This is a genomic window from Methanoculleus caldifontis (assembly GCF_032842345.1).
Lineage (GTDB): Archaea > Halobacteriota > Methanomicrobia > Methanomicrobiales > Methanoculleaceae > Methanoculleus > Methanoculleus caldifontis.
In genome coordinates this window covers 1,178,380-1,198,263 of the sequence record NZ_WBKO01000001.1, presented here as the reverse complement: position 1 = coordinate 1,198,263, position 19,884 = coordinate 1,178,380, and the positions used below count along the sequence as shown (strand labels likewise).

Genomic DNA, 19,884 nt, shown 5'->3' with positions numbered 1-19,884 from the left:
GTTACTATCTTTTTGTCCCACGAGGACGTGCAGTAGTTACCGGCAGACACAGCCAGCGATACTTTTAGCGTTCACTTCACATTCCCGGATTGTATGCACTTAAAGAGGGTAACGGAGGAAAATTATGGCAAAATACAAGGAAACTATTGACCTGTACGATGATGCGGGCAAGCAGTTGAAGAGTGGTGTGCCGCTGGAAAAGATCAGTCCGCTGGTCAACCCGGCAACCAGGAAGCTCATCGACCTCACCAAGAGGACGATTGCAGTCAACCTGGGAGGCATCCAGGAGTCCCTGAAGACCGGAAAGGTAGCGAAGGGCTACGTTCTCGGCCGCGAGATGAACCTCGATGTCGTCGGCAACAAGGACGCGATCATCGCCAAGATCAAGGAGATGGTCCAGGTCGAGGAGGGTGACAACACCAACATCCGCGAGTTCGGCGGCGGTAAGCTCATCCTCGTCGAGGCGCCCAGCGCCCGTCTGGAAGCCGCGTCCACCTACGACGCCGCTATCACCTCGGTCGCAGCCGCGACCACCTACGCTCTCGTCGACCAGTTCAACATCGGAGCGTTCGACGCAGCGATGGTCAAGGCGGCAGTCTGGGGTTCCTATCCGCACACGATGGACCTCTCCGGTGCCAACGTCGTGTCCATTCTTTCGATCCCCCAGAACAACGAAGGTCTCGGCTACGCGCTTCGTAACATCCCGGTCAACCATGCCGTGATGATGACGAAGAAGAACGCGATGCAGGGAGCGGCACTCGCATCCACCTTCGAGCAGGCAGGAATGTTTGAGATGGGTAACGCCATCGGACCGTTCGAGCGCGCCCAGCTGCTCGCGTACGCCTACCAGGGCCTGAACGCGAACAACCTGGTCTACGAACTCGTCAAGAAGAACGGTGCAACCGGAACCATCGGTACCGTCGTCCAGAGCCTGGTCGAGCGCGCTATCGAGGACAAGGTCATCACCCCGGGCAAGAAGGGCGGTTACTTCCAGTTCTACGACACGAAGGACCCCATGCTCTGGAACGCCTACGCTGCTGCGGGAACCATGGCAGCCACCATGGTCAACTGTGGTGCCGGACGGTTCGCCCAGGCGGTCTCCTCGACGCTCCTCTACTTCAACGACCTGCTCGAGCACGAGACCGGCCTCCCCGGCTGTGACTACGGCCGAGTCATGGGTACTGCTGTCGGGTTCTCGTTCTTCAGCCACTCGATCTATGGCGGTGGCGGCCCCGGTATCTTCAACGGCAACCACGTCGTGACCAGACACGCCGCAGGCGTGGCAATCCCGTGCGTGGTCGCTGCAGCAGCACTCGACGCCGGAACCCAGATGTTCTCGCCCGAGAGCACCTCCAAGGTCTACGGCGACACCTTCGGCCAGGTTGACGTCTTCAACAAGCCGATCCAGCAGATCGCACAGGGTGTGTAAATAACACAAGGATACTAATGACAGACGCCATATACCCTCAGGTTCGAATCGTTTCTGCGCGATTCCTCAAGCCCGAAACGGTGGAACGGCTCCTGAACAGAATAATTCAGGTAGGCGGGATACTCCGGATGTCCCTCAACGGACAGAGCATCCCCGCCACCGTTCCCTACGGCCCGGCACGGGGGAAACCCAACCCCCACCCGGACCGTAAGACCATCCGTGTAGGAGAGCAGGACGTCCAGCTCCGGGTACAGGTCGGAACGATCATCCTGGAGCTTGAGGACGAATCGTACATCCCGGCAATAGGGGAAGCGGTCGACGAAGTTTTTGCCGACAAGGACTTCTCCTGCATCGTCCAGAAGGGGCGGTACATGAAGACCCAGCCGACAATGTCCGATTACGCGAAGTACGGGCCTGACGCCGACAGAGAGATCCTCGGGCTCGTCGATCCGAGAAGGAAAGACGGCCCCGTTATCATCCAGGGAACCAAGTGAGATGCCTATCGGAAGAGTAACCCAGGTTGTCGACTGCCGCGAGAGCATGGGGATGGGAAAAGGAGGCGGTCTTGCCCAGCGCGGGACTATCTCCGAAGCGAGATCCCCTGACGTGATCGTGATCGGGATGTCACCCGGCCGCAGACACGTCACGAAACCGGTCTGCGACATCACCTCCGGCCTCCGGAGGGAAGCGACGGAGTTCTCCGTGACGACGCTCGTCCTCAACGCAGGGAGCGGGGTCCCGGCGGATTCGCCCGTCGCGGGTCACGTACTCGGAGCTTATTTCGGGCTGACGGAGAAGGAGATCGCCCAGATCGAGCAGCACAAGGTCGCCATCCTGCACCACGGGAATGTCCGCTCCCATGTGGTGCAGAAAGTCAGGTTCATCCTTGAGCATGTGAACATCAGGGCAATCGTCGTCTCACAGGCCCCGATCGACTTCGAGGACCTCGCAAAAGAGGGAGTCAGGACATCTGTGGTTATGCCGCCGCCTGATAAGGTGAAGACGAAAGGCATGGTGATGGATATCGTCAGCGGCGTGACACGGGGCCAGACACCAGGCAGGGAAAGATTGGCGGAAGTCATTCGTGCCGTTATGAAAGTGCTAAAAAGCCCAACATGAAGGTGAATTCAGACATGGCATACAAGCCCCAATACGGACCGGGTACATCCAACGTCGCCGCAAACCGGCGCAAGCAGATGGACCCCAACCAGAAGCTTGAAAAGATGCGTGATGTGACTGACGAGGACATCGTGCTGATCCTCGGCCACAGGGCGCCGGGAGCCGCCTATCCGACGGCCCACCCGCCGCTCGCCGAGCAGCAGGAGCCCGACTGCCCCATCCGGAAAATGGTAACCCCGACCGAGGGCGCCAAGGCCGGCGACCGCGTCCGCTACATCCAGTTCGCGGACTCGATGTTCTTCGCCCCCTCGCAGCCCTACCAGCGGACCTACACCGAGTGCTACCGCTTCCGCGGTATCGACCCCGGCACGCTCTCCGGCCGTCAGATCGTCGAATGCCGCGAGCGCGACCTCGAGAAGTACTCCAAGGACCTCGTCAACACCGAGCTCCTCGACCCCGCCCGCGTCGGCATCCGTGGCGCGACCGTGCACGGTCACTCGCTCCGTCTTGCCGAGAACGGCATGATGTTCGATATGCTCCAGAGGAGTGTCCTCGGCGAGGACGGCATCGTCCGCTACGTCAAGAACCAGATCGGCGAGCCCCTCGACCGCGCGGTTGCCGTCGGCAAGCCGCTCGACGAGAAGTGGCTCAAGGCCCACACGACAATCTTCCACTCGCTCGGCGGCACTGCCTACCGTGACGACGCCGAATACATCGAGTACGTCCAGCGCATCCACACGCTCCGGACGAAATACGGCTTCATGCCCAAGGAGGACTGATTGCAATGGCAAAGATTGAGAGAACCAAGAAGCTGTTCCTGAAGTCGCTCAAGGAGAAGTTCCAGGGACAGGACGTCCAGTCCGAGACGACCGAGTTCTACAAGTTCAACGGCTACCACCAGTCCCCCCGCAAGGAGGAGTTCGTGAAGGCGAGCCGCGCCGTCGAGATGGACCGCGGCATCTCCATGTATGACCCCGTGCGCTGCCACCTCGGCGGTATCCCGCTCGGCCAGCGCCAGCTGATGACCTACGAGGTCAGCGGCACCGGCGTCTTCGTGGAGGGTGACGACCTGCACTTCGTCAACAACGCTGCAATGCAGCAGATGTGGGACGACATCCGGCGGACCGTCATCGTCAACATGGACCTCGCCCACCAGACCCTGCAGAAGCGTCTGGGTAAGGAAGTCACCCCCGAGACCATCAACGAGTACCTCCACGTGCTGAACCACGCGATGCCCGGCGCGGCCGTCGTTCAGGAACACATGGTCGAGACTCACCCCGGCCTCGTCGACGACTGTTACGTCAAGGTCTTCACCGGCGACCAGGAACTTGCCGACGACCTCGAGCCCCAGTTCGTCCTCGACGTCGAGAAGCTCTTCCCCGGCAAGCAGGCTGAGGCGCTCTCCGCTGCCGTAGGAAAGTCCCTCTGGCAGGCGATCCACATCCCGACCACGGTCGTCCGGACCTGCGACGGTGGAACGACCTCCCGGTGGTCTGCGATGCAGATCGGTATGTCCTTCATCGGCGCCTACCGCATGTGCGCCGGCGAAGCGGCTGTCGCCGACCTCTCCTACGCCGCGAAGCACGCGGGTGTCATCCAGATGGCGTCCCACCTGCCCGCCCGGCGTGCCCGTGGCCCGAACGAGCCCGGTGGCCTTGCATTCGGTCTCTTCTCCGATATCGTCCAGGCGAACCGGAAGTACCCCAACGACCCCGCCCGTGCCTCCCTTGAGGTCGTCGGCGCCGGAACCATGCTCTACGACCAGATCTGGCTCGGCTCCTACATGTCCGGCGGTGTCGGATTCACCCAGTACGCGACCGCGGCCTACACCGACAACATCCTCGATGAGTTCACCTACTACGGTATGGACTACATCAAGGACAAGTACAAGGTCGACTGGAAGAACCCGAGCCCGAACGACAAGATCAAGCCGACCTACGATATCGTCAACGACATCGCGACCGAGGTCGCCCTCAACGGCATGGAGCAGTACGAGCAGTTCCCGACCATGATGGAGGACCACTTCGGCGGGTCCCAGCGTGCCGGCGTGCTTGCCGCCGCCTGCGGTCTGTCGACCTCCATCGCAACCGGAAACTCGAACGCCGGTCTGAACGCCTGGTACCTCTGCATGCTCCTGCACAAGGACGGATGGTCGCGTCTCGGCTTCTTCGGCTACGACCTCCAGGACCAGTGCGGTTCCGCGAACTCGCTCTCCATGCGTGGAGACGAGGGTGCGATCGGCGAGGTCCGCGGCCCGAACTACCCGAACTACGCAATGAACGTCGGACACCAGGGCGAGTACGCCGCCATCACCGCCGGCGCCCACTACGGCCGCGGCGACGCATGGTGCTTCGACCCGCGGGTGAAGATCTGCTTCGCCGACCCCGCGCTGAAGTTCGACTTCGCCGAGCCCCGCCGCGAGTTCGCGAAGGGTGCGATCCGCGAATTTATGCCCGCCGGCGAGCGCTCGCTCATCATTCCGGCCCGGTAAACCCTACTCAACTTTTTTTTACCTAGCGTAACCAGAAGTGTCTAAAAAGGACAGTTTGGGCGATTTTTTACATTTCGTTGCGATATCAGCGCAACTTTTCGAAACCTTTAATTAAGTCATAAACAACTGTTAAATGAACCAAAAAGGTTTTGAACTCATACTCCTGGTGCATCGCGCACCGGAGGAGGATGCTGAATGGAAGAGATCGTATTTGGCATCGGCATTACCGCATTGGCAGGTGCTCTTGCAACCGTAGCCGGCGCTGCGGAAGACGTTGAATCTGATATCGGATCACAGGGTGACCCGAACTCACAGGTTCAGCTCGCTCCGCAGATGGGATATATTCACCGCATCTTCAACAAGGCAGTTGCCGGTGAACCCCCCGCGTACGGCCTCTGGGTTGCTCTGGGTGCAGGCCTTGCCTGGGCATTCATGGCGATGCAGATAAATCCGATACTTGCAATCGTACTCGGTAGCGCTCTCGCGGTCTTCGTGCAGGGCGTCTATGCGACAACCGCATACCTTGGCCGTACTGCAAGTCTCGCTAAGTTTGGACAGCCGGTCTATATCGATATCTTAAAGTCGATGACGACCGTGACCATGGCACACGCGTTCGTGGCGATCTTCACCACCGTCGCGATGTGTCACCTGATGATCGGCGCGCTCGGTCACCCCTTCCCGCTCCCGCTCCTGGGTCTCGTCTGGGGTATCGCGCTCGGTGCAGCCGGGTCTGCAACCGGTAACCCGTTCTACGGAAAGGAGCGGCAGTACCAGGAGCAGAAGTTCGGAGCAGGCGTTCCGATCTCCGCGTCCGGTAACATTGTTCGCTACGCCGAAGCCGGCCAGCGGAACTCTCTCGACAATGGTTTCTTCAGCGCCAAACTCGGCGGCCCCGCGTCTGGTGTCTGTTTCGGCCTGATCGTATTCTTCGAACTCTGGCGTACCGTGGTCTTCGAAGAGCTCAACGTCTGGGGACCGGTCATTGTCGGTGTCATTGTCATCCTGATCTTTGCCATCATCGACCGCTACATTGAGGTCTGGGCAAGGAAGAACTTCGGACCCTACACGGCCCCCGAGGAGGCATCTTCATGAGCGCACTTGGTGGACCCAAACAGACTGTAGGCGTCCAGCCCCCGACGGGGATGGGCCTCGTCGTCAGTATCGTTCTTATCGTCGTCGCGCTTGCGCTCGCCTTCTACCTCGTGCAGATGGCCGGCGTGCTTGCCGTCATCGGCATCATCATCGGCGGCGTCCTGATCGCCTTCGGCGTTCACTTCGTCCCGGTCGGCGGTGCTCCTGCCGCAATGGGACAAGCGCCCGGTATCGCGACCGGTGTCGCGATGCTTGCCGCCGGTGCCGGCCTTGCCGGGCTCTTCGGCGGTGCGTGGGCCGCGCCGTTCGGGCTCGCTGTCGCCCTCGCCGGCGGTGCCGTCGGTGGCGGTCTCTTGATGGCGATCACCTGTACGATGGTCAACGTCATCTACATCTTCGGTATGGGTATCCCGGCAGCATCCGGTAAGGTCGCAAAGGACCCGATCACGGGCGACACCTTCCCCGAGTACAAGAGCCAGGGTACCGAGGGGCACGGCCTCCCGTTCATCTCCTGGGTCGGCGGTGTCATCGGTGGCGCGCTCGGTGGTCTCGGCGGAACGCTCATCTATCTCGAGCTCCTCGACATCTACCAGGCACAGCTGCCGATCATCCTCAACACAACGGTCGAGCAGATCGCGCCCGTCGCCGTCTCGCTTGCCGGTATCTTCGCGGTCGGCATGTTCCTCGTGAACGCCGTGCTTGCCGCATACAACATCACCGGTACGATCGAAGGCCCGCATGACCCCAAGTTCAAGCGGTTCCCGAGAGCAGTCATCGCAGCCGCCGCGGCATCCGCCGTCACCGGCATCTTCGCGATCGCGCTTCTCAGACTGATAGGGGGATTCTAAATGTCGGTGAAAGTTGAAGTTGGAGCAGGCGGCATCCCGCACAACCAGATCCTGATCTACGGACTCGTGGGATCGCTCGTCCTCATCTACCTGACATACCTGAACACGATCACCGGCACCCTGTACTTCTCGTTCTTCGGCGGGCTTGCAGCAGTCGCCGCACTCGTCTGGGGTACCGACACGATCAAGCACCTCTGCAGTTACGGTCTCGGTACCGGTGTCCCGTCGGCGGGTATGATCGCGCTCGGGTCCGGTGTCATCGCCGCGCTCTTCGGAGCCACGACCGGCATCTTCGCACCCATCACGACGATCATCATCGCCGCGATCATCGGCGCGGTGGCCGGACTGATGGCAAACAACGTGGTCCGGATGAACATCCCGGTCATGGTCGTCTCGCTGATCGAACTCGCGATCGTCGGCGCCATGACGGTGCTCGGCCTCGCGGCCATGGCCTGCGGGACGTTCGAGTTCCTCGGCATGATCACCGGCACGACCGTCATCCTCGGATTCGTCGTGCAGACCTACGAGGCATCCCTCATCGGCGGGAGCATCGTCGCCGTGATCTTCATGCTCGGCGCCATCGCCATCCAGCACTCCTTCAACGCCTGTCTCGGGCCGGGGGAGAAGCAGGACCGGACGCTCACGCTCGCTGCCGAGTGCGGATTCCTCTCCATGATCACCGTCGCGATCATCTCGTTCGCGTTCATCGGGCTCCTTCCAGGCGTCGTCGCGCTGCTGGTCTCCGTCATCGGGTGGTTCTACACCTACACGAAGTACATCGCGCTCTCGAAGCGTGACGCCTACGCGTGGCTCGACGCCCAGCCGATCCTGGAGCCCAAGGGAGGTGCCTAAATGGCGTACATTCAGGTACTGCCCGAGTTTGGACTGGTAGCTGACCCGATAGTCGGTCTCGTCACCACCGCCGGTATCTCGTACACCCCTGTTCTCGAACAGGTGGCGGAACTCGAGAAGATCACCGACGACCTGGTCGGCATGCTCTCCGCAGAGGGCAACTTCCTGGCATCGTTCCCGAACAGGGAGGGTGTCCTCAAGATCGCCGGAGGCGTGACCGCATTCTGGTATGGCATGGCAATCGGCCTTCTGGTTGCCGGTGTCGTCGTATTAGGACTGCTGTGAGGTGAAGAACATGGTTGAGAAGAAATCACCGGCCAGCGGATGGCCGATTGTTCAGGGCGACTTCCACACGGGAGATGCGCAGAGCTGCGTCGCCGTCGTCACCATGGGTTCCCACCTCGACGAACAGGGCATCTGCGATGCCGGAGCCGCAATCGCCGGCTCCTGCAAGACCGAGAACCTCGGCCTTGAGAAGATCATCGCGAACGTCATCTCCAACCCCAACATCAGGTTCATCCTCTGTTGCGGTACGGAAGTGAAAGGGCACCTCTCCGGTCAGAGCTTCATGGCGCTGCACACCGGCGGTGTCTCCGGCGGTAAGATCGTCGGAGCCCAGGGAGCCATTCCGTTCATCGAGAACCTCTCCGACGAGGCGATCAAGCGCCTCCAGGACCAGGTCGAGATGGTCAACATCATGGAAAGCGAGGACATGGGCACCATCAAGGCCAAGATCAACGAACTCAAGGCCAGAGATCCCGGTGCGTTCGGCGCGGAAGCCATGGTCATCGAGGTCAAGGAGGCAGGCGGTGCCGGTGCAGAAGAAGTAACCGGTGCAGTACAGCCGCTCTCCGGTGAACTTGCACTGATACATGCACGGATGAAGGTCATCGAGCGGATGGTCACCGATATCGGCTACCGTAACAGGTTCGCCGCCGGCGTCTACTCGGGCAAGGTCGAAGGCGTCATGATCGGCCTGATCGTCTCGTTCGTGATCCTGGGATTTATCCTGCTGGGGTGAGATAGATGGCAGAAGAAAGCACACAGGCAGGCCCCATCCGGATGACGGCGATCAACATGATGGTGGACGCCATCCGGTACAAGGCACAGATCCTTGCCCGCACGACCAAACTCGAATCGGGTATCATGGGCATGGGCATCGTCGGGTTCGGAGTGGGACTCGCGATAGTCATGCTCCTGATCGTGGTTCCGGCGATCATGCTGGGGGCGATCTAACATGGTTGAGAAGAAATCACCGGCCAGCGGATGGCCGATCGTTCAGGGCGACTTCCACACGGGAGATGCGCAGAGCTGCGTCGCCGTCGTCACCATGGGATCCCACCTCGACGAGCAGGGCATCTGCGACGCCGGAGCGGCAATCGCGGGCTCTTGCAAGACCGAGAACCTCGGCCTTGAGAAGATCATCGCAAACGTCATCTCCAACCCCAACATCAGGTACATCCTCTGCTGCGGTACGGAAGTGAAAGGGCACCTCTCCGGTCAGAGCTTCATGGCGCTGCACACCGGCGGTGTCTCCGGCGGTAAGATCGTCGGAGCCCAGGGAGCCATTCCGTTCATCGAGAACCTCTCCGACGAGGCGATCAAGCGCCTCCAGGACCAGGTCGAGATGGTCAATATCATGGAAAGCGAGGACATGGGCACCATCAAGGCCAAGATCAACGAACTCAAGGCCAAAGATCCCGGTGCGTTCGGCGCGGAAGCCATGGTTATTGAAGTCAAAGAGGCGGGCGGCGGTGCGGCAGGGGTTGCCGTTGCAGGCGCGAACCCGCAGTTCCTCGAGATCGAGGAGCGGCTCAATGCCATCGAGACGAGGATCGAGTTCGTCGATGCCGAGATAGCCCAGCGCGTCGGAAGAAAGATCGGGCGCGATATCGGTATCCTATACGGACTGGTTGCAGGTTTGATTGTATTCATGATGTTGTTGGTATTACTCCCCAAGTTAGTTGGGTTCCTGTAAGGAGGATTGACGAATATGTTCAAGTTCGAAAAAGAGCAGACGGTACTCGACTTCAACGGTACCAAGATCGGCGGGCAGCCCGGCGAGTATCCGCGGGTTCTCGGTGCATCGATCTTCTACAACAAGCACGAGACCGTGCTTGATGACCACAAAGGCAAGATTGACAAGGCGAAGGCAGAGGCGCTCTGGAACCGCTGTCAGGAACTCTCCGACATCACCGGAGTTCCCCACTTCATCCAGATCATCGCGGAATACGGCGAGGCGTTCGAGAGCTACTTCACCTGGTTCGACAGCATCGACAACAAGACCGCGTTCCTGATGGACTCGTCGGCACCTACCGCACTCGCGCACGCCTGCAAGTACGTCACGGAAGTAGGTCTGGCCGACCGTGCGATCTACAACTCGATCAACGGTTCGATCACGCCGGAGAACATGCAGGCACTGAAAGAGAGCGACGTCAACGCCGCTATCGTCCTTGCATTCAACCCCGGCGACCCGTCCGTCCGCGGCCGTGAGCAGGTGCTCACCCAGGGAGGCGTTGCCGGACAGGAGAAGAGCATGATGGCCATCGCAGAGGAATGCGGCATCACCCGCCCGATCCTCGACACCGCAGCGACCCCGCTCGGTCTCGGTTCCGGCGGCTCGTTCCGTGAGATCCTCGCCTGCAAGGCCATCCACGGCCTGCCGACCGGCGGTGCCTACCACAACATGACCGTCTCCTGGACGTGGCTCAAGCGCTGGAGAAAGAGCGTCCTCGCCGACCACTACAAGGGCAAGGACGTCCTCCTCGAGCAGATGGCCCACCACCACTTCGGTGGCTTTGAGGGTATCCGCCAGGCTGCATGGTCGAGCCCCGACATCGGGTGCAACATCATGGCCGCCACCCTCGGTGCCGACCTGATCATGTACGGGCCTATCGAGAACTGTGAGGGTGCCTCCACCGCTATCGCTTTCGCCGACATTGTGCTCGCGGAAGCAGCCAAGGAGTTCGGTCTTGAGACTCAGACCCAGAACCACCCGCTCTTCAAACTCATCTAATCTTTTTTTTACTCAGCTGTTCTCGCCGCGACGGAGCGGCTTCATGTGGGTTCATCACCGATTAATTTTCCGGCGGACAGTCGCCGGCGGTTGCCAGGACCGCTCTCTATGCTGCTGTCGGCGACGGAAGTATGCCCCGGCCCCTGAACCCAATGACCTCCCTTCGCGGCTTCGCGTCCTTCGCGTGAGATGTTAGCCCTACCCCGTTGCCGCACGCGAAGGCGCGAAGGCGCGAAGGCGCGAAGAGCGGTATCCCCGGAGGGTGCGACGGTTCAGGGCGCAATGGTCCCTCATGGCCAGAGCATGGAGGAGCGGAGTTTGAGCAGAGCCGGGTGCGAAATCCGGCGTCCGGGTGCTGCCACTTACTTGTGGCAGGTCGGGGGTTCAAAAAAAGGAGAAGGGTGTCCGGAGCCGGGATCGCTCCTTCTGCTCTCAGGACAACTCGATGTGGCCGGCGATCCGGAGCTTCCCGCCCTCGAGGTAGTGGAGCACCGCCGTATCTCCGGGAAGGTAGACGAGGTCTTTTTCGAGCGCAAGCGTGAGCGTCGGCTGCCGCCAGTTCCCGTCGTCCCGCACCGCCTCCACCCTCGCCGGGATGAACTGCATCCAGTGGCCGAGGTGGAGCACCGTCCCCGCCGTGAGCGCGGCCGGCCAGTACTTCACCAGCGTCGCCCGCGCTTCGATGGTCTTTCCGGTCCGGAGCGCGGGATCGTTTGAGAGGACGTACCCGCGGTCGAGGTCGTCGGACTCGATGTTCTTGAGCGCGAGCCCCACCCGGTCGCCCTCGGCGGCCCAGTCGAAATCGTCGTCATGTTTCTGGATCGACCTCAGGCCGATCGGCCGCTCGCCCGGATAGACCTTTATGGCGTCGTGCTTCTTGATGCCTCCCCGCACCACGCCGCCGAGGATGACCGTCCCGATGCCGCGGACGTTGAAGTGGTGGTCGATGGTGATGGTGCCGACGCTTCCGGCGCCGGGGGGGACGGATGCCCGGGCGTGCGCCTCCGAAAGCAGGAGGTCGCGCAGCGCGATCGGGTCTTCTTCCACGAACCTGTACTGCTCAAGGACCGTTCCCCGCAGAAGCGGCGCGATCTGGTCGGGGGTCAGGTAGTTCCGGAGGACGATATAGCCCTGCTTCACTCCCACCTCGTCGAGCATCAGCACCCACTCCCCGAGCATCGGGGTGATCTCGCCCACCACGAGGAGAGCGGCATCCGCCATCGACGCGGCATAGAAGAGCGGGGCCAGTCGCTCGGGATACCGCGCAGGCTCGACGATGGTGACGGTATCTTCGCCCTTCTTCAGGTTATAGAACGTGATATCGGAGTCCGTGCCCTTCTTCCCGAGGTCTTTTGCATACCCCGCGGGTCCCAGCACGGCAACATTCAGATTGCCCATATGCCTGATCTCTTGGTTATCCGAGGGTATCAGGTTAACTCAAGCGGTGCGGCAGACAGACGATCCGCGCGGTCTCCTGGAGTTTAGAAACCGGAGCCGCGTCCGATCAACCGTTCCACCGCCGCGCGGAACTCGCGGAACTGCGATGAGACTTCCGGACCGGCAGAGCCCGGATAGGCGTTTGCACCCCGCGCGACCACGCCGCGCCCGCCCGTCTCCATCCGGAGATACCAGTAGGTGACGTCGCAGCAGGAGTGCGCGGAGACATACTCCGCCTCCCACGTAAGGACGGCGAGCCGATCGACGGCCTCCATGAACCTTGCCCACTCCTCAGGTGCCGGCGACGCCTCCGTCACCACGCCAGAGTAGCCACCGGCGCTCGCGTGCTCATAAAGGAGACGGCCGTCCGCGAGCCTGACGTAGAGCGACGGCCCGACGCTCCCGCCGATATAGAACTCGAACGAAGATGGAACGATGGTGGCCCCGGGCCCGTCCGCACACATACCAGGCTTATACGAGCAGCACGGCCAAATACCCTGCGACCACGAGGCCCATGCAGCAGATCCCGGCAACATCGCCCCTGCCGAGGACGCGGTCCTGCATGGGCGTCCGCCTGCCGGAGCGGTATCCCCGGAGATCGATCGTCAGGCCGAGGACCGTGGCTTTTCCGAGCGAGTTCGAGACCAGGGGGATGATGATCGGGAAGAGGCCGCGGACCCTGCCCGTGAGGCCCTTGCCCGGGTTGTAGGCGCGGGCGAGCTGCGCCTCGTGGATCCGTTTCCCTTCGAGCTGCAGGCTCGGGATGAACCGGAGCGCAATCAGGAGCATCAGCGTATAATCGACGGGCATCCGGAGGCGGTCCATGAGGTGGACGAGGTCGCGCGGCTGGGTCGAGATCACGAAGAGCTGGAAGGCAAAGAGCATCGCCGCGAACCGGAGCGACATCGCTGCCGCAAGGTCGATCGCCCCCGTCGTGACCGGGAAGGCCCCGCCGACGACCGGGACCGAGAGCGGGACCAGGTAGAAGACGATATCCCCGCTCTGGATGGTGAGGACGGTGAGGGCGAGCAGGCTTGCCGCAAGCGAGAGGAGCAGGGGCACCTGGCGGAGGAGATCGCGGACGAGCCCCCCAGCCGCCGCTACGGCCACCACCGCTCCGACAAGGACCGCGAGCATCGCGGTATCGCTCGTCAGCACCGCAAGGGCCACGACGACGACGGCAAAGATCAGTTTGGTGATCGGGTGGAGGCGGTGAAAGGCGCTCTCCCTGATGACGTACTGCATAATTTCGGGCATGGTTCCTCCTCGGATATTCTCTCGTCGCCGACGATGCTTCCCTGCTCCATCCTGACGATGCGGTCGGCGTATTCCTCTCCAAGACGCATGTCGTGCGTCACCATGACGATGGTGTGGCCTTCCCGGCGCAGGCGGCCGAGGGTCTCCATGACCCGTGCCGCCTCGCGGGCGTCGAGTCCCGTCGTGGGCTCGTCAAGGACGATCACCCCCGGCTTCATCGCGATGACGCAGGCGATGGCCAGGCGTTGCCGTTCGCCCCGTGAGAGCGACCGCGGGTAGACGGCCTTCCGGTGGATGAGGCCGACCTCGCGAAGGGCTGCCTCGATCGGCTCCCCCGTGCTCTCCGGGTCGATGTTCCTGAGGCCGAACGCCACCTCTTCCTCCACGGTCTCGGCGAAGAGCATGGTGTCCGGGTTCTGGAAGACCAGGCCCACGTGGCGCGCGAGTTCCGCGATCGGGACCGTCGCCGCATCGAGCCCGTCGACGGTGACGCTGCCTTCGGTGGGCCGGAGCAGCCCGTTGAAGTGTTTGATGAGCGTCGTCTTCCCGGACCCGTTCTCCCCGACCACGGCCACGATCTCGGCGGGGACGATCTCAAGGTCGAGACCGGCGAGAGCCGTCACCCCGTCGTAGCGGTGAACGAGCCCCCGGATGGAGATGATGGGCGGTGCCCCTCCTTCCGGAAGGGCCGCTGCCGGGGCGGGGTGCCTCCGGGCGGCGCCTGACGGGGACTGCACGGAGCCGCTCCCCATCACCTCGTCGGGCGAGCCTTCCTGCACGATCCTGCCGTCCTCGATCAGGACCATCCGGTCCGCGATGGCGGCAAGCATATCGAACTTCTGCTCGACGATGAGCACGGCCGTGCCCTCGTCCGCGAGCCGCCGCAGGAGGGCGGAGATCGCGTCGGTCGCATCCGTGTCCAGTTCGGCGGTCGGCTCGTCGAGGATCAGGATCTCTGTGCCCAGGGCAAGGGTTGCCGCGATGGCGACACGCTGTTTCTGGCCCCCGGAGAGGGTGTGCGGCGCCCTCTGTGCAAGGTCGGCGATCCCGGTCGACTCCATCACGTGGCGGAGCCTCTGCTGCATCTCCGCCCGGGGAATTCCGAGATTCTCAAGCCCCGAGGCCACCTCCTCCTCGACGGTGGAGAAGATGAGCTGGGCGTCGGCGTCGTCGAAGACCACCCCGACGTGCTTCCCGATCCCGGCCATGCTCTGGTAATCCCGGACGTCTTTCCCGAGAATCGTGATCGCGCCCTCGAGCGTGCCGCCGTACTCGTGGTGGAGGATGCCGGACGCGGCAAGGCAGAGGGTCGTCTTCCCCGCCCCGGTAGGGCCGGTGACGAAGACGATCTCTCCTCTCCGGAGGTCGAGGCTAACCCCTTCGAAGGCCGGAGAGTCGGAACCGGGGTAGGTGTAGGAGACGCCTCGAAGGGAGAGGACGCTCTCCCCGCCGGTCTTAAGATTCATCAACCTTCCCCGCACCCCGCGGAGCTGCCTGCCGCGTGCCCCGCATCAGCGCCCTTGATGCCGGCACCATGAGCACCTGCCCGACGACCGCGTTGACCGCCGCCGTGATCAGGACGATCGGCACGGTCACCGCGAGGAACGCCTCGAGGGTCCCGAACTTGTCGAGGACTGTCGGGGCCACCGCGAGGAGTGCGATGAGGATGAAGGAGAACCCGCTCGCGAGGGTGGCAACGAGCACCGTCACCGCCGGGGCAAGCGCGAAGCGCTCCCTGATCACCAGGTAGACCGCGAGGGCGACGACCGCCCCGATGGGCTCGCTGATGAGGTTTGCGGGCGGGAAGATCGAGTGGCTGAGGAGAGCACAGATGATGCCCGCCACAACGCCGATCCCGATCGCTTCGCGGAACGTGGGCACGACCAGGATGATGGCGAGGCTATAGAAGGCGATCACGAGGTTCGATACGATCGGGCCGGGGATCAGGAGTGACATGTACCTGATGATGGCCCCTACGGCAAGGAGTATGCCGACGATTGCAATATCTCTCGATTTCATGGTATCGTTTTATGTATGGTATTGTGTTCGACAAACGGTTCGGATCCGGGGACTATGACGGTCGGCACAGACGCCAACGTGGCTGCGAGAGGGGGCGGGCGGGTCCCCCGGAGGTGATGAGTCGGGCGGAGAGCCCGAACGAGATCACAAACATCGTTGTACAAAATAGTACATATTTGTATATATAGATACTCACGGGAGAGAGGTCGCCGCCGCCGTCGTGAAACTTCCCGGTCCCTCCATGAGACGACGAACCCGATCCCCTCAGGCAGAAACGGTCAGCCCCGCGCCGGCATACGCCTCGACGAGCAGCCTGGCGCTCTCTTTTGGTCTGCTGCCTCCGGGCATGAAGCGCGCGCCGCCGAGAGCCGCGCATATGGCCGCAACGGCCTCCGCGTGCGACCGCCCGTAGCCTCCCTCGAGGACGAGGGCGAGAGATGCTCTGCCTGCATCCGCGAGCATCCCGGTCAGGACCCCGAAGTCTTCCGGGTGGAGGAGGATCAAGCCGAGCGGGTCGTCGAAGAGCGCGTCCTGGCCGGCCGAGACCACCACGAGGTCCGGCTCAAACCGCCGGAGCGCCGGGATGAAGACCTCCGAGAAGATCAGGGCGTAGTCGGCACCGGTCGAGCCCGCTTCGAGCGGGGCGTTGATGGTATACCCCGTGCCGGGTCCGGCACCCCGCTCGTCCGGCCGCCCGGTCCGGGGGAAGAGCCCCGCCTCGTGGACCGAGCAGTAGAGCACCCGGTCCGAGGTGTAGAACGCCTTCTCTGTCCCGTTGCCGTGGTGGAGGTCCCAGTCGAGGATCGCCACCCGGTCGACCTCACGAAGCGCTCTCGCCGCCGCGACGGCCGCATTGTTGAAGAGGCAGAAGCCCATCGCCCGGTCGGGCTCGGCATGGTGCCCCGGCGGGCGGACCAGCGCGAACGAGTGCTCGCCCTCGAGCGCCCGTTCCACCGCCAGGATCGCGCCCCCCGCGGCGTAGAGGGCAGCGTCGAACGACTGCCGGGTGACGTAGGTGTCCGGGTCGAGGTACCGGACCCGGCCCGGGGGGCACTCCCTGCAGAGCGAACGGATACTCTCGATATGCCGGTGCGTATGCACCCGTGCGAGGTCGGTGGGCGTCGCCTGCTCCGGGGCCATGCGGCGGGCACCGGCCGGCACCCCGGCAAGGGCCGCATCGAGGCGGGCCTGGGACTCAGGGTGGCCGGGAGCGTCGTGGCCGGCGAAGAGATCCCCCGTCACGATCGAGTACGACATCGCGATCGGGGGGTGGGTTGTCGGCACCCGGATATGAACTTTGTTCCGGAGCGGCAACCCCGTCCCATACAGGGTCGCCGCGTCCATGCATTTATGGGGGAAGATGCTCATGGAAGTCTGCATGGCGCTGCCCGGCGTGACCTCCCCCTCCTGCATCTATGCCTGCACCCGGTTCCGGGTCCGGAAGACCGCTCTCCTTCCCCGTGAAGAGTACCTGCGGCTCATGCAGCTGAGCATACCCGGCATCGTCAACCACCTCGCCCGGCGAGAGGAGTACGCGCAGGAGATCGCAGACCTCGCGCACGACTTCACGGGTGCCCAGCTCATCGAGGAGGCGGTGAACCGGAGTCTGGCGCGGTCGTTCTCGCACGCCCTCGCGATCGCGCCGGGAGACCTGCACCTCCTGACCGCGGAGTACCTCGCCCGGTGGGACATCGCAAACGTCATGGCGGTCCTGCGGAGCACGGTTCACGACATCCCGCGGCAACAGGTCCGCGACCTCCTCATACCCGCGGGTGAGGTCGACGGCACGCTCCTCGACCGCCTGCTGGGCCTCTCGACCTGCGAAGACGTTCTCGAGGCCCTCCAGGGCTGGCGGTTTTACCCGACCCTTGCGGAGTACTACCGGGTCTGCGGGGAGAAGGGAGTCTTTGCCCGGATAGAGACCGAACTCTACCGCCAGTATTATGCAAAACTGCTCGGTCCCACAAGATCCGGGTGCAGCGGGTGCCAGGAGCTGAACGCTTACCTCCGGTTCGAGATCGATAGCACCAACATGAAGAACCTCATCCGGCTCCACTGCGCAGAGGAGGCCTGCGACATCACGGTCGTCGACCGGACCATGATCCCGGGCGGCTACATCCCCATCACCCTCTTCCGGAGGCTCTACGGCATCGAGACGGAGGGGGAGTTCATCAGCACGTTCTTAAAGACCGATATCGTCCCGGTCCTCGCCCGTGCGGTCCGCGACCTCCGGCAGGACCCGGGCTTCTCCGGTGAGGACGCCGCAGAGCTGGTCTGGCAGCGATGGCACCAGCACCGGCGGCCGGTTCACGAGATCGAGGTGGCGGTCACCCGTATCAGGCTCCACCAGATGGAGGCCCAGTCCCGGCGCCACCCGTTCTCGGTCCTGCCGGTCCTTACGTACCTGGAGCGGAAGAAGTACGAGGTCTTCAACCTGCGGGCAATCGCACGGGGAAAAGCATTCGGTCTGCCATCCGAACGGATCTGGCAGTACATCGTCCTGTAGGTCGAGCGATATGTCGGTCGAGAGCATCAAACCCACCCGGTCCGGCCTCCTGGTCGTCAGGCAGCGGTTGGCACTTGCAGAGCGGATACACCGCCTTCTCGCGATGAGGCTCGACGGGATGATGCTCGAACTCATCCGGCTCACCGGGCAGGTCGCCGTGCAGCGGAGGGAACTCGAGGAGAAGTATGCCGGAGCCCGGGAGATGGCTGCCGTCGCCGCCATGATGGAGGGAGCGACCGGGGTGCTCCTTGCAGCGCTCTCGGTGGAGACCGTCCCGACCTACACGGCAGGATACCGGAACGCCTTCGGGGTGCAGCTGCCGGACCTGAAGCCGTCCATGGTGAAGAAGACGCTCGACCAGCGGGGCTACAGCGTCGTCGGGACCTCTTCGGTCATCGACGATGCCGCCGATGCCTATGAGGATCTCCTCTCCGAGATCATCAAAACCGCCGAACTCGAAGGCGGGATCAAGCACCTGCTCAACGATATCGAGCGGACCCGGCGGAGAGTGAACGCGCTGGAACTCAAGGTCATTCCGGAACTGAAGGACCTGCGCCGGCTCATCGAGGACCGGCGAGACGAGATGGAGCGACAGGAACTGGTGCGGCTCCGGCGCATCAAAAAATTAAAAGCGATGAGGCCGGGGAGCCGTTAAAGGCTCTCCTTCTGCCGTTTGAGGCATGCAATCGCGGTATCGACGATCGTGGCGAGAGCGTCCACGCCGAAGGTCTCTGAGGAGAGGACGAGGTCGTAGTGCGAGAGGTCGCCGATCTCGATCCCGTAGTAGTTCAGGTAGCGGGTGGCTTCCGAGCGCTGCCGGTTCTCGGTGTAGACCAGGGCGCCCTCCTCGTCCATCTCGTCGCGGCCGGCGATCCGCTTTGCCCGGCACGCGATCGACGCGGTGAGCCAGATCCGGAGATCGGCGTTCTCGACCATCCGGCCCGACAGCCTGCCCTCGACGATAATGTTCTCCGAACGCTCGCCGATCTCCTTCTGCCGGGCATCGATCATCCGATCGACCGAAGGGTCGCTCTCTGCGAACCTGCCGAACTCGGCGAGGTCCATACCGTGCTCCCGGGCGAGCTGGCGGAAGACCTCTCCTGCGGAGATGAGGTCGAGCCCATACCGGGTGGTCAGGTGCCGGGCAAGAGACGTGGTGCCGCTCCCCGGCGGGCCGCTGATGGTGATCCGCATCAGATCCCTCCGATGTTGAGGGATTTCCGGATCACCTGGCTGATCGTCAGCGAGCAGAGCATGTACCAGAGGATCCAGGCCGGGACGATCCAGATCGCAAAGTCGGTGAGGCCGATAACCCCGATGAAGGGCATCACGATACCGGTCGTGATCGCGATCTCCGCCCCGAGCGGCGGGAGCCGCAGGAGGAGCCAGAAGAAGATCGGTACGGACAGCACCAGGATGATCGCCATCGGGGTGAACTGTTGTTTGGAGATGTCAAGCTGGTCCTGCATCATCCGTTCCTGCTTCCCCTGGAGTTTCTTGATCCGTTTCTCATCCCCGGAGAGCTGGGCTTCCCGGAACTCCTTCTGGAACTCCCGCATCTTCGCCTGGGTATCCTGCATCTTCTCGTAGTCGATGGTATACTTCTGGACCAGCGACGAATACAGGCCCGTAACGCTCGAGAGGATCAGGATCATGACGAAAAACGGCACTCCGAACGTATCTATGAAGGGACCGAGCACTACGTCCATCCCGTGGCCGACCGTCACCCGGATCGCTTCGACGCTGTATGAGAGCATCACGAGCATCGTGAAGACAAGGGCGATCGTCGGGCCGTGCTTCTTCAGGTCAACCATGCAG

At 62.7% G+C, this 19,884-nt stretch carries 23 protein-coding genes; 15 read left to right on the top strand and 8 right to left on the bottom strand.

Features of this window, described 5'->3' with window-relative positions:
• Positions 1-124: 124 nt before the first annotated feature.
• The 13 genes from mcrB to mtrH all read left to right on the top strand — a co-directional run bounded on the left by mcrB (position 125) and on the right by mtrH (position 10,847).
• Complete coding sequence (gene mcrB / locus F8E02_RS06165; RefSeq protein WP_317064611.1) at positions 125-1,429, top strand: coenzyme-B sulfoethylthiotransferase subunit beta; 1,305 nt, start codon at positions 125-127, stop codon at positions 1,427-1,429.
• A 17-nt stretch (positions 1,430-1,446) separates the two neighbouring features.
• Positions 1,447-1,923: a methyl-coenzyme M reductase operon protein D gene (gene mcrD / locus F8E02_RS06160; protein WP_317064610.1), complete on the top strand. Its 477-nt coding sequence runs from the start codon at positions 1,447-1,449 to the stop codon at positions 1,921-1,923.
• Position 1,924: 1 nt separating this feature from the next.
• Positions 1,925-2,548 (top strand): methyl-coenzyme M reductase I operon protein C, encoded by a 624-nt coding sequence (gene mcrC, locus F8E02_RS06155; protein WP_317064609.1) that lies wholly within the window; start codon positions 1,925-1,927, stop codon positions 2,546-2,548.
• A 14-nt stretch (positions 2,549-2,562) separates the two neighbouring features.
• Positions 2,563-3,327, top strand: coding sequence for a coenzyme-B sulfoethylthiotransferase subunit gamma (mcrG, locus tag F8E02_RS06150; protein ID WP_317064608.1), 765 nt, complete (start codon positions 2,563-2,565; stop codon positions 3,325-3,327).
• 5 nt (positions 3,328-3,332) lie between these two features.
• Positions 3,333-5,039: a coenzyme-B sulfoethylthiotransferase subunit alpha gene (mcrA, locus tag F8E02_RS06145; RefSeq protein ID WP_317064607.1), complete on the top strand. Its 1,707-nt coding sequence runs from the start codon at positions 3,333-3,335 to the stop codon at positions 5,037-5,039.
• A 195-nt stretch (positions 5,040-5,234) separates the two neighbouring features.
• On the top strand, positions 5,235-6,131 hold the full coding sequence (gene mtrE / locus F8E02_RS06140; RefSeq protein WP_317064606.1) for a tetrahydromethanopterin S-methyltransferase subunit E: 897 nt from the start codon (positions 5,235-5,237) through the stop codon (positions 6,129-6,131).
• A complete protein-coding gene (mtrD, locus tag F8E02_RS06135) occupies positions 6,128-6,979 on the top strand; it encodes a tetrahydromethanopterin S-methyltransferase subunit D (protein WP_317064605.1) in 852 nt (283 codons plus the stop codon). The genes mtrE and mtrD overlap by 4 nt, the downstream gene beginning before the upstream one ends.
• Complete coding sequence (mtrC, locus tag F8E02_RS06130; protein WP_317064604.1) at positions 6,980-7,831, top strand: tetrahydromethanopterin S-methyltransferase subunit MtrC; 852 nt, start codon at positions 6,980-6,982, stop codon at positions 7,829-7,831.
• A complete protein-coding gene (gene mtrB, locus F8E02_RS06125; protein ID WP_317064603.1) occupies positions 7,832-8,116 on the top strand; it encodes a tetrahydromethanopterin S-methyltransferase subunit MtrB in 285 nt (94 codons plus the stop codon). It begins immediately after the preceding gene.
• A 10-nt stretch (positions 8,117-8,126) separates the two neighbouring features.
• Positions 8,127-8,852: a tetrahydromethanopterin S-methyltransferase subunit A gene (mtrA, locus tag F8E02_RS06120; RefSeq protein WP_317064602.1), complete on the top strand. Its 726-nt coding sequence runs from the start codon at positions 8,127-8,129 to the stop codon at positions 8,850-8,852.
• A gap of 5 nt (positions 8,853-8,857) precedes the next feature.
• Entirely contained in the window at positions 8,858-9,067 is a 210-nt protein-coding gene (locus F8E02_RS06115; RefSeq protein WP_317064601.1) for a tetrahydromethanopterin S-methyltransferase subunit F, read from the top strand.
• A gap of 1 nt (position 9,068) precedes the next feature.
• On the top strand, positions 9,069-9,809 hold the full coding sequence (mtrA, locus tag F8E02_RS06110) for a tetrahydromethanopterin S-methyltransferase subunit A (RefSeq protein ID WP_317064600.1): 741 nt from the start codon (positions 9,069-9,071) through the stop codon (positions 9,807-9,809).
• Between the two features lie 15 nt (positions 9,810-9,824).
• Positions 9,825-10,847 (top strand): tetrahydromethanopterin S-methyltransferase subunit H, encoded by a 1,023-nt coding sequence (gene mtrH / locus F8E02_RS06105; RefSeq protein ID WP_317064599.1) that lies wholly within the window; start codon positions 9,825-9,827, stop codon positions 10,845-10,847.
• 432 nt (positions 10,848-11,279) lie between these two features.
• On the opposite strand, the gene F8E02_RS06100 is transcribed toward mtrH, so the two are convergent.
• From F8E02_RS06100 to F8E02_RS06075, 6 genes are all read right to left on the bottom strand, one after another.
• The gene (locus tag F8E02_RS06100; RefSeq protein WP_317064598.1) at positions 11,280-12,245 is read right to left on the bottom strand and encodes an EF-Tu/IF-2/RF-3 family GTPase; all 966 of its coding nucleotides are present in this window, start codon (positions 12,243-12,245) and stop codon (positions 11,280-11,282) included.
• Between the two features lie 83 nt (positions 12,246-12,328).
• On the bottom strand, positions 12,329-12,748 hold the full coding sequence (locus tag F8E02_RS06095; RefSeq protein WP_317064597.1) for a hypothetical protein: 420 nt from the start codon (positions 12,746-12,748) through the stop codon (positions 12,329-12,331).
• A gap of 7 nt (positions 12,749-12,755) precedes the next feature.
• Positions 12,756-13,541 (bottom strand): energy-coupling factor transporter transmembrane component T family protein, encoded by a 786-nt coding sequence (locus F8E02_RS06090; RefSeq protein WP_317064596.1) that lies wholly within the window; start codon positions 13,539-13,541, stop codon positions 12,756-12,758.
• On the bottom strand, positions 13,472-15,007 hold the full coding sequence (locus tag F8E02_RS06085; protein ID WP_317064595.1) for an ABC transporter ATP-binding protein: 1,536 nt from the start codon (positions 15,005-15,007) through the stop codon (positions 13,472-13,474). The genes F8E02_RS06090 and F8E02_RS06085 overlap by 70 nt, the downstream gene beginning before the upstream one ends.
• Positions 14,997-15,560: a tryptophan transporter gene (locus tag F8E02_RS06080; RefSeq protein ID WP_317064594.1), complete on the bottom strand. Its 564-nt coding sequence runs from the start codon at positions 15,558-15,560 to the stop codon at positions 14,997-14,999. Before F8E02_RS06080 ends, F8E02_RS06085 begins: the two co-directional genes overlap by 11 nt.
• A gap of 264 nt (positions 15,561-15,824) precedes the next feature.
• Complete coding sequence (locus F8E02_RS06075) at positions 15,825-16,973, bottom strand: histone deacetylase family protein (protein WP_317064593.1); 1,149 nt, start codon at positions 16,971-16,973, stop codon at positions 15,825-15,827.
• Between F8E02_RS06075 and F8E02_RS06070 the strand changes: the two genes are divergently transcribed.
• Together F8E02_RS06070 and F8E02_RS06065 are read left to right on the top strand one after the other, a co-directional pair.
• Positions 16,927-18,066, top strand: a complete 1,140-nt coding sequence (locus F8E02_RS06070; protein WP_317064592.1) for a V-type ATP synthase subunit C — start codon at positions 16,927-16,929, stop codon at positions 18,064-18,066. The genes F8E02_RS06075 and F8E02_RS06070 overlap by 47 nt on opposite strands.
• 10 nt (positions 18,067-18,076) lie before the next feature.
• The gene (locus F8E02_RS06065; RefSeq protein WP_317064591.1) at positions 18,077-18,721 is read left to right on the top strand and encodes a V-type ATP synthase subunit D; all 645 of its coding nucleotides are present in this window, start codon (positions 18,077-18,079) and stop codon (positions 18,719-18,721) included.
• Here the strand turns inward: F8E02_RS06065 and cmk are convergent.
• Both cmk and F8E02_RS06055 read right to left on the bottom strand, forming a co-directional pair.
• The gene (cmk, locus tag F8E02_RS06060; protein ID WP_317064590.1) at positions 18,718-19,260 is read right to left on the bottom strand and encodes a (d)CMP kinase; all 543 of its coding nucleotides are present in this window, start codon (positions 19,258-19,260) and stop codon (positions 18,718-18,720) included. The genes F8E02_RS06065 and cmk overlap by 4 nt on opposite strands.
• Positions 19,260-19,880: a DUF106 domain-containing protein gene (locus tag F8E02_RS06055; protein WP_317064589.1), complete on the bottom strand. Its 621-nt coding sequence runs from the start codon at positions 19,878-19,880 to the stop codon at positions 19,260-19,262. The genes cmk and F8E02_RS06055 overlap by 1 nt, the downstream gene beginning before the upstream one ends.
• Between the last annotated feature and the right edge of the window lie 4 nt (positions 19,881-19,884).

What these genes read in the sequence shown, in the direction of transcription:
- mcrB (WP_317064611.1), top strand. Translation starts at nt 125, where the DNA reads ATGGCAAAATACAAGGAAACTATTGACCTGTACGATGATGCGGGCAAG.
- mtrA (WP_317064602.1), top strand. Translation starts at nt 8,127, where the DNA reads ATGGTTGAGAAGAAATCACCGGCCAGCGGATGGCCGATTGTTCAGGGC.
- mtrC (WP_317064604.1), top strand. Translation starts at nt 6,980, where the DNA reads ATGTCGGTGAAAGTTGAAGTTGGAGCAGGCGGCATCCCGCACAACCAG.
- F8E02_RS06065 (WP_317064591.1), top strand. Translation starts at nt 18,077, where the DNA reads ATGTCGGTCGAGAGCATCAAACCCACCCGGTCCGGCCTCCTGGTCGTC.
- F8E02_RS06115 (WP_317064601.1), top strand. Translation starts at nt 8,858, where the DNA reads ATGGCAGAAGAAAGCACACAGGCAGGCCCCATCCGGATGACGGCGATC.
- F8E02_RS06070 (WP_317064592.1), top strand. Translation starts at nt 16,927, where the DNA reads ATGGAAGTCTGCATGGCGCTGCCCGGCGTGACCTCCCCCTCCTGCATC.
- mtrA (WP_317064600.1), top strand. Translation starts at nt 9,069, where the DNA reads ATGGTTGAGAAGAAATCACCGGCCAGCGGATGGCCGATCGTTCAGGGC.
- F8E02_RS06075 (WP_317064593.1), bottom strand. Translation starts at nt 16,973, where the DNA reads ATGCAGGAGGGGGAGGTCACGCCGGGCAGCGCCATGCAGACTTCCATG.
- mcrD (WP_317064610.1), top strand. Translation starts at nt 1,447, where the DNA reads ATGACAGACGCCATATACCCTCAGGTTCGAATCGTTTCTGCGCGATTC.
- F8E02_RS06055 (WP_317064589.1), bottom strand. Translation starts at nt 19,880, where the DNA reads ATGGTTGACCTGAAGAAGCACGGCCCGACGATCGCCCTTGTCTTCACG.
- F8E02_RS06085 (WP_317064595.1), bottom strand. Translation starts at nt 15,007, where the DNA reads ATGAATCTTAAGACCGGCGGGGAGAGCGTCCTCTCCCTTCGAGGCGTC.
- F8E02_RS06090 (WP_317064596.1), bottom strand. Translation starts at nt 13,541, where the DNA reads ATGCCCGAAATTATGCAGTACGTCATCAGGGAGAGCGCCTTTCACCGC.
- mcrC (WP_317064609.1), top strand. Translation starts at nt 1,925, where the DNA reads ATGCCTATCGGAAGAGTAACCCAGGTTGTCGACTGCCGCGAGAGCATG.
- cmk (WP_317064590.1), bottom strand. Translation starts at nt 19,260, where the DNA reads ATGCGGATCACCATCAGCGGCCCGCCGGGGAGCGGCACCACGTCTCTT.
- F8E02_RS06095 (WP_317064597.1), bottom strand. Translation starts at nt 12,748, where the DNA reads ATGTGTGCGGACGGGCCCGGGGCCACCATCGTTCCATCTTCGTTCGAG.
- mtrH (WP_317064599.1), top strand. Translation starts at nt 9,825, where the DNA reads ATGTTCAAGTTCGAAAAAGAGCAGACGGTACTCGACTTCAACGGTACC.
- mtrE (WP_317064606.1), top strand. Translation starts at nt 5,235, where the DNA reads ATGGAAGAGATCGTATTTGGCATCGGCATTACCGCATTGGCAGGTGCT.
- mtrB (WP_317064603.1), top strand. Translation starts at nt 7,832, where the DNA reads ATGGCGTACATTCAGGTACTGCCCGAGTTTGGACTGGTAGCTGACCCG.
- F8E02_RS06100 (WP_317064598.1), bottom strand. Translation starts at nt 12,245, where the DNA reads ATGGGCAATCTGAATGTTGCCGTGCTGGGACCCGCGGGGTATGCAAAA.
- mcrA (WP_317064607.1), top strand. Translation starts at nt 3,333, where the DNA reads ATGGCAAAGATTGAGAGAACCAAGAAGCTGTTCCTGAAGTCGCTCAAG.
- mtrD (WP_317064605.1), top strand. Translation starts at nt 6,128, where the DNA reads ATGAGCGCACTTGGTGGACCCAAACAGACTGTAGGCGTCCAGCCCCCG.
- F8E02_RS06080 (WP_317064594.1), bottom strand. Translation starts at nt 15,560, where the DNA reads ATGAAATCGAGAGATATTGCAATCGTCGGCATACTCCTTGCCGTAGGG.
- mcrG (WP_317064608.1), top strand. Translation starts at nt 2,563, where the DNA reads ATGGCATACAAGCCCCAATACGGACCGGGTACATCCAACGTCGCCGCA.